Origin of the sequence: Phenylobacterium sp. (genome assembly GCF_037138395.1) — a bacterium.
In the GTDB taxonomy this organism is placed as follows: Bacteria; Pseudomonadota; Alphaproteobacteria; order Caulobacterales; family Caulobacteraceae; genus Phenylobacterium.
Window position 1 is genome coordinate 1 of the sequence record NZ_JBAXIM010000136.1, and the last position, 6,875, is coordinate 6,875.

Annotated in this window: 5 protein-coding genes; 3 read left to right on the forward strand and 2 right to left on the reverse strand. The window is 71.9% G+C overall.

Annotated elements, in window-relative coordinates:
• Positions 1–314, reverse strand: a 314-nt coding sequence (locus WCJ52_RS10435) for a dihydrodipicolinate synthase family protein (RefSeq protein ID WP_336903244.1), incomplete at its 3' end; no start/stop codon positions are given.
• A gap of 321 nt (positions 315–635) precedes the next feature.
• Between WCJ52_RS10435 and WCJ52_RS10440 the strand changes: the two genes are divergently transcribed.
• Genes WCJ52_RS10440 through WCJ52_RS10450 form a run of 3 tightly spaced genes read left to right on the forward strand, consistent with a single transcriptional unit; the run spans position 636 to position 4,338 of the window.
• A complete protein-coding gene (locus WCJ52_RS10440; protein ID WP_336903245.1) occupies positions 636–2,630 on the forward strand; it encodes a lytic transglycosylase domain-containing protein in 1,995 nt (664 codons plus the stop codon).
• Complete coding sequence (locus tag WCJ52_RS10445; protein WP_336903246.1) at positions 2,627–3,544, forward strand: class I SAM-dependent methyltransferase; 918 nt, start codon at positions 2,627–2,629, stop codon at positions 3,542–3,544. The genes WCJ52_RS10440 and WCJ52_RS10445 overlap by 4 nt, the downstream gene beginning before the upstream one ends.
• Positions 3,541–4,338, forward strand: coding sequence for an RNA methyltransferase (locus WCJ52_RS10450; protein ID WP_336903247.1), 798 nt, complete (start codon positions 3,541–3,543; stop codon positions 4,336–4,338). Before WCJ52_RS10445 ends, WCJ52_RS10450 begins: the two co-directional genes overlap by 4 nt.
• 6 nt (positions 4,339–4,344) lie before the next feature.
• Here WCJ52_RS10450 and hrpB read toward each other — a convergent pair whose 3' ends face one another.
• Entirely contained in the window at positions 4,345–6,804 is a 2,460-nt protein-coding gene (gene hrpB / locus WCJ52_RS10455) for an ATP-dependent helicase HrpB (protein WP_336903248.1), read from the reverse strand.
• Between the last annotated feature and the right edge of the window lie 71 nt (positions 6,805–6,875).

Here is a 6,875-nt window from a genome sequence, read left to right on the forward strand (position 1 = left end):
ACCAGGGCGGCGTCGGCGCCGATCTGCTTGGCGTGGCGCACCAGTTCGATGGCCTCTGCAGTAGAGTTCGATCCGGCGCCCGCGATCACGGGGACTCGGCCGGCTGAAGTGTGGACGGCGAGTTCGACGACCCGGCGGTGCTCATCATGGCTCAGGGTGGCAGTCTCACCCGTCGTGCCGACCGGCACGAGCCCGTGCACGCCGCCCTCGATCTGCCGCTCGACCAGGCGAATGAAGGCGGCCTCGTCGACCTCGCCGCCCCGAAAGGGGGTCACGAGGGCCGGGAAGACGCCCCTGAACAAGGGATCGGACATGGGATACAGAATACCGTAAGAACGCAGCCGCCGGTTGCGACCTGGGGTTAGGGGCAGACATTATGGCCGACAGCCCCCCCGCCGCAACCGATTGAGTCGGGGTTCGGGTAAGGCCGCTGGCGGAGTGGGACGTTGAAGCGCGTGTTGAAACGGATTGTCGCGACCGGCCTGGTCGTGGGGCTGGGCGTCTTGCCAGCCGCTTCGGACGCACAGTCGCCAGCGGTTCCTGGCGCGCCGCCGGTCGGTTCCCCCCTGCCCGTCACTGCCTCGCCCACCCCCGTAACGGGACCCCAGGCTCCGACATCGGCATGGGTGCCTTCGTTGCCTGAGCCGCCCCGCTCGGCCTATATCAGCAACGCCGACGCGGCCGCCCTGCAGGAGGTCATCGGGGGTGCCCGGCGGGGCGACGTGCGCGGTGCCCAGGACGCCCTTGCCCGTATTTCCGAGCCCGCCGCCCGGCAGCTGGGTCGCTGGGTGCTCCTCGACACCAATGGGCCCAGCCTCGGCTTCGAGGAGGTGAACCGGTCCCTTCGCGAAATGGCGGACTGGCCGCGTCCGGCGCGCCGGCGCCAGGCGGCCGAACGCCTGATCGAGACCTCCGGCCTGCCGCCGCGCCAGGTCATCGCCTGGTTCGGTCGCGAGCCGCCGGCCACGCCGCAGGGCGTGATGGCCCTGGCCGCCGCTCAGCGGGCCTCCGGCGACAGTCGGGCCGCAGCTGATCTCATCCGCGGCGCCTGGCGCGGGCGCCCCTTCGAAGTGGACCTCCAGCGCACCATGATGGGCCGGTTCGGCGACGTCCTGACCCAGGACGACCACGTCCGGCGCGCCGACATGCTGCTCTTCGGCGCCCAGGGGCCCGCCGCCCGGGACCTCATCCCCCTCCTCCCCGCCGACCAGCAGGCCCTGGCCCAGGCCCGGATCGCCTTCCGCCAGAAGTCGCCCGCGGCCCTGGCCCTCGCCGACGCCCTCCCCGCCTCCGTGGCCGGGGCGCCTGGCCTTGCCTACGAGAAGGCGGCCCACTTCCGGCGGACGGGAATGGACACCCTTGCCCGAGCGGAGCTGGCCCGGTTCCCCAAGGAGGTCTGGTCCGACGAGATGGGCGCGCGGATCTGGGATGAACGCTACCAGATGACGCTGGCGGCCCTTCGCAACGGCGACTCCCGGGGCGCCTACGAGGCCGCCGCCAATACCGGCCTGAAGACCGGCTCCGACGCCGTGGAGGCCGAATTCTATGCCGGCTGGATCGCCCTGACCCGGCTGAAGAATCCTGCCCTGGCCGAGGGGCACTTCAAGCATATCGACCGGGTCGGGACCTCGCCCATCACCCTGGCCCGGGGGCTCTACTGGAGGGGTCGGGCGGTGGAGGCCCTTGCCGGGATCGACGCCGCCGACGTCTTCTACAGGGCCGCAGCGCGCCACCGGACCACCTTCTACGGACAGCTGGCGGCGGAGCGGGCCGGCTACGCCACCCTCGATCTTGGCCGGGACCCGAACATCGGCCCGAAGGAACGGGCCAAGTTCGAGGCGCGCGACACGACAAAGGCCATGCGGATCCTCTACGACATCGGGAACCCGGACCTGTTTCGCAGCTTCGTCCTCGGCATGGATGACATCTATGACGACGAGGCCGACCAGGCCATGCTCGTGGACCTGGTGCGGGGATACGGCGACCAGGACACCTCCATGAAGGTGGTTCGCCAGGCCGCCCAGCGGGGCTTCATCCTGCCGGACCGGGGCTATCCCATGCGCACGCCGCCATCGGGCGCCCTCAACGCGCCAGAGCCCGCCCTCGTCCTGTCCATCACCCGGCAGGAAAGCGGTTTCGATCCCCTGGTGCGGTCGGGCGTCGGGGCCCGCGGCATGATGCAGCTCATGCCCGCCACTGCGGCGGCCACAGCCAGGCGGGTTGGCGTGAGCTATTCCCCCTCCATGCTCGACGACCCGGACTACAATATGCGTCTCGGATCGAGCTATCTGGGCGGCCTGGTCTCCAGCTTCGAAGGGTCTTACGTGATGGCCGTCGCCGGATACAACGCCGGTCCCGGACGTTCGACCCAGTGGGCTGCCTACTGCGGCGATCCCCGGTCGTCCCGCGTCGATCCGGTGGACTATATCGAGTGCATCTCCTTCTCCGAGACCCGCAACTACGTCATGCGGGTCCTGGAGTCGGTGGCCGTCTATCGCGCCAAGCTCCGCGGCGGGACCACGCCCCTGACCCTTTCGGCGGACCTCCGCCGCGGCGTCTACACACCCCCCGCCCCGCAGGTTCAGCCGTCGCCACCCGTCGCCCCCGCGGGACAGGCACCGACCCCATGACCGACCATCCCAGGGCCTCTCCGAGCCCCAGGGTCGACCCTGACCCGACACTTCTGAGGACGGTCGGCTGGTCGGATTATGCCCTGGTGGACTCGGGCCTGGGCCGCAAGCTCGAGCGCTATGGCCATCGCTCCGTGGTGCGGCCAGAGCCCCAGTGCCTCTGGGCCCGGGGACTGGATTCGGAGACCTGGGACTCGGCTGATGCGGTCTTCGACCCCACCGACGAGGAGGACTCCGGCCGCTGGCGCTTTCACGGTGCGGCCATCGAACCCTGGGTCTCCAGCTGGGGCGACGTGCGCTTCAACGGTCGATTTACCCCCTTCCGCCACCTGGCCTTCTTCCCGGAGCAGGCGGCCAACTGGGAGTGGCTGGACCAGACGGTGCGGGACGCCGGACGGCCGCTCCGGATCCTGAACCTCTTCGGTTACACGGGGGTGGCGAGCCTGGTCTGCGCTGCTGCCGGCGCCCAGGTCACCCATGTCGATGCCTCCCGAAAGGCCATCGGCTGGGCCCGGGACAATGCTGGCCTATCGGGGCTCGAGGACCGCCCGATCCGCTGGATCTGCGAGGACGCCCGCAAGTACGTCCAGCGCGAACTGCGCCGGGGCGTGAAATACGACGGCATCATCCTCGACCCGCCCAAGTATGGCCGGGGACCAGATGGCGAGGTCTGGCGCCTGTTCGAGGACCTCCCCAACCTCGTCGATATCTGCGCCGCCCTTCTCAGCCCCGACCCTGCCTTCCTGCTGCTCAACGCCTATGCTGAGCGCATCTCTGGCGCTGCCCTGGCCGGGCTGCTTGCTGACAAGCTCGAGGGTCGCGGCGGAAACATCGCCTGGGGCGAGCTCGTCCTGGTGGAAAGCGCCCGCCAGCGCGAGATCGGTATGAGCTTCTACGCCCGCTGGACCGCATGAGCGCCCCATCCCGCCAGGTCACCTCCCTGACCAACCCCCTGGTCAAGGCGGTCCGCGCCCTGCACCAAGGAAAGACCCGGGACGAGACCGGACAATTCGTCGCCGAAGGCCTGAAATTCATCATTGAAGCCATTGAACTTGATAGATTTCCGGTGATTATTCTCCATGGCCCCGAGGCCGCCGGACACCCCCTGCTCGAGCGCGCCCGCAAGGCGACCCGGGAGGCCGGCGGGCAGGTGATCGAGGTCACCCGAGACATCCTCTCCAAGGTCTCCCGGCGCGACAATCCCCAGGCTGTGATCGGGGTCTTCCGCCAGGTCTTCGCTCGGCTCGACGACCTGGACCCCACCGCCGCGACGGGCTGGGTGGCCCTGCACCGGGTGCGCGATCCGGGCAACCTGGGCACAGTGATCCGCACCGCGGACGCCGCCGGCTGCGGGGCGGTCATCCTGGTCGGCGAGTGCTGCGATCCCTACTCGGTGGAGGCGGTGCGGGCGACCATGGGCTCGATCTTCGCCCTGCCCCTGGTCCAGGTCGACGAGGCCGAGTTCGCGGCCTGGAGGGCGGGCTGGCCCGGTTCGGTGGTCGGGACCCTGCTATCCGCCGCCGTCTCCCACGCCGAGGCGGCCTATCGCCACCCGACCCTCATCCTGCTGGGCAATGAGCAGCAGGGCCTGCCGCCGGACATGGCCGCCCTGTGCGACGTCAACGTCAAGATCCCCATGCGCGGCCGGGCTGACAGCCTCAACCTGTCGGTGGCGGCTGGCGTGATGATCTACGCCGTTACAGCTTGATCTTCCTCAGGTTCCCCGCGGCTTAGCCCGGGTAGTCGGCGCCGCAGAGGCAGGATCCTCCGGCCAGACATGGCGGGGATAGCGCCCCCGCATCTCGGCCCGCACCTCCCGCCAGGACCCCCGCCAGAAGCCGGGCAGGTCCCGGGTAGTCTGGATCGGCCGGTGAGCCGGCGAGGTCAGGGCCAGGGTCAAGGGTGCCCGCCCCTCTGCCACGGCGGGATGGACCGACAGGCCGAACACCTCCTGGACCCGCACCTCCACCCGCGGTCCGCCCGGCGCGGCGTAGTCGATGGCGAAGCTGTTGCCCGTGGGCGCCGTCCACCGGGCCGGGGCCAGGGCGTCCAGGCGCCGGGCCTGGCCGTAGTCGAGCCGACTGACGAGGGCGGCGTCCAGGCGGGCGGGCGACAGGTCCTTCAGGCCGCGCAGACCCTCCAGGGCCGGTCCCAGCCAGGCGTCGAGGTCGGCAGCCAGGGCCTCGTCCCCCAGGTCAGGCAGATCTGGAAGGCCCAGTTCCCGCAGGAAGGCGATGCGGGCCCGCAGGCTCGCCCCCGCCTCCCCCCAGGCCAGGGCGGCAATCCCGGCCTCCCGGGCCTGATCCAGCAGGGCGACGCGGATGAGGTCGGCCGAGGGCGCCTCGTCGAGGGTCTCCTTCAGCACTAGCCGGCCCAGCCGCTCCAGGCGCACGGCCCGCAGCCGCCCCGAGGGTCCGGGCTCGATCCGCGCCTCGCGCACGATGTCGGCGGCGAAGTGGTGGGCGATCTCAGCCGGGTCCAGCGGCGCGGCGAGGAGGATCCGGTCGGACCGGCCGCCGCCACCCAGCTCGCCCACGGCCAGCCAGGTCTCCCGCGCCAGGACGTCGGTCTCCTCGATCCAGATGCCCCGGCCGCTGGCCAGCTGGAAATGCCCCGGCGCGCCCCGGGCTCGGGCGATCCGCTCTGGCCAGGCCAGGGCCAGGAGGATCCCGTCGGACAGGTCCTCATCCGGCGCCGTCCCGGGCGCCGACACCCGGCGGGCCAGGTCCGCCCATCGGGACGCCAGGGCCCGCGCCTCCTTGGCCCGGCCGCCCCGGTCCCGCTCCAGTCCCTCCAGCCTACGCCTCAGGTCGGCATCGCGTCCGCCCAGGCCCAGCTCGGACATCAGCACGGCGATCCGCGCCGCCCGCGCGCCGGCGCCCGCCTCGGCCCCGCGCAGCACCATGTGGGCCAGGCGCGGCGGCAGGGGCAGGTCCGACAGGGCTGCCCCGTGCGTCGTCAGTCCGCCCCGGTCATCCAGGGCCCCCAACCGGGCTAGCAGGCTGCGCGCCTCTGCCAGGGCCCCAGCTGGCGGCGGGTCGAGGAAGGCCAGGCCCGCGGCGTCCTTCGCCCCCCACCGGGCGAGGTCCAGGGCCAGGCCCGAGAGGTCGGCATTGAGGATCTCCGGCGGGGCAAAGGCCGGCAGGGACCGGGTCTCGGCCTCGTCCCAGAGCCGGTAGCAGGTCCCGGGCCCCGTCCGCCCGGCGCGGCCCCGCCGCTGGTCGGCGGCGGCCCGGCTGACCCTCAGGGTGACCAGCCGGGACAGGCCCGAGGCGGGATCAAAGCGCGGCGTCCGGACCAGGCCGCTGTCGACCACCGCGCCCACGCCCTCGATGGTCAGGCTGGTCTCGGCGATGGAGGTGGCCAGCACCACCTTGCGTCGCCCGGGCGGGGCCGGCGCGATGGCCCGGTCCTGGACCGTGGGGTCAAGGGCACCGTAGAGGGGGGCCAGGTCCACGTCCGGCGGCAGGGACCCAGAGGCCAGCCTCTCCTCGGTGCGGCGGATCTCGGCCTGGCCGGGCAGGAAGACCAGCAGGCTGGAAGGGGTCTCGGACAGGGCCCGCCGGACCGCCCGCGCCGCCTGGTCCTCGACCGTGGCGCCCGGGTCGCGCCCAAGGTAGCGGGTCTCCACCGGCCAGGTCCGTCCCTCGCTGGACAGGACCGGCGCTCCGCCCAAAAGGCCCGCCACCGCCGCTCCGTCCAGGGTGGCCGACATGACCAGGATCCGCAGGTCGGGCCTCAGCACCGACTGGGCGTCCCGGGCCAGGGCCAGGCCGAGGTCCGCGTCGAGGCTGCGCTCGTGGAACTCATCGAAGATGACCAGGCCCACATCCTCAAGGCCCGGGTCGGACAGGATGCGGCGGGTGAAGACCCCCTCGGTCATCACCTCCAGACGCGTGGCGGCGGAAACCCGGCTCTCCATCCGCACGCGGAAGCCCACGGTCGCTCCCACCGCCTCGCCCAGGTTGGCGGACAGCCGGGCGGCCACGGCCCGGGCGGCCAGCCTCCGGGGCTCCAGCATCAGGATCTTCCGGCCCGCCAGCCAGGAGGCGTCGAGGAACCGCAAGGGCGCCAGCGTACTCTTCCCCGCCCCCGGCGGCGCCACGAGCACGGCCGAGGTCCCGGCCTCAAGGGCCTCTATCAGGGACGGCAGGACCTCCTCGACGGGCAGCATGGGATGGGTCTAGCTCGTCCGGCGAGGGTTGGCCAATGGACGGAGGGCGTTGACCCTCCCTTGCAAATCCC